Raw genomic sequence first — 209 nt, 5'->3', positions numbered from 1 at the left:
CGGATATCGATGCAGGAAAAGTGGACAATACTGCTTCGGCTTCTGTTGGTGCTGTCAATGTATCCGCTTCGGAATCAGTTTCTGCAACACAAAGCCCTGCACTTTTCATCACCAAGACTGCCGCTGAGTCAACCTTTGCCACTGTGGGCGATATATTGAATTACACCATTGTCGTGACCAACACGGGTAACGTGACTTTAAGCAATGTT

The 209-nt window shown here is 46.9% G+C and carries 1 protein-coding gene; it reads left to right on the top strand.

Annotated elements, in window-relative coordinates:
• Positions 1-209, top strand: a 209-nt coding sequence (locus NU887_RS21070; RefSeq protein ID WP_420839804.1) for a DUF7507 domain-containing protein, incomplete at both ends; no start/stop codon positions are given.

This window comes from Aquiflexum gelatinilyticum, assembly GCF_024741135.1.
Taxonomy (GTDB): domain Bacteria; phylum Bacteroidota; class Bacteroidia; order Cytophagales; family Cyclobacteriaceae; genus Cognataquiflexum; species Cognataquiflexum gelatinilyticum.
The sequence above is the reverse complement of the archived record's forward strand: the minus strand, read 5'-3'. Positions and strand labels throughout refer to the sequence as shown.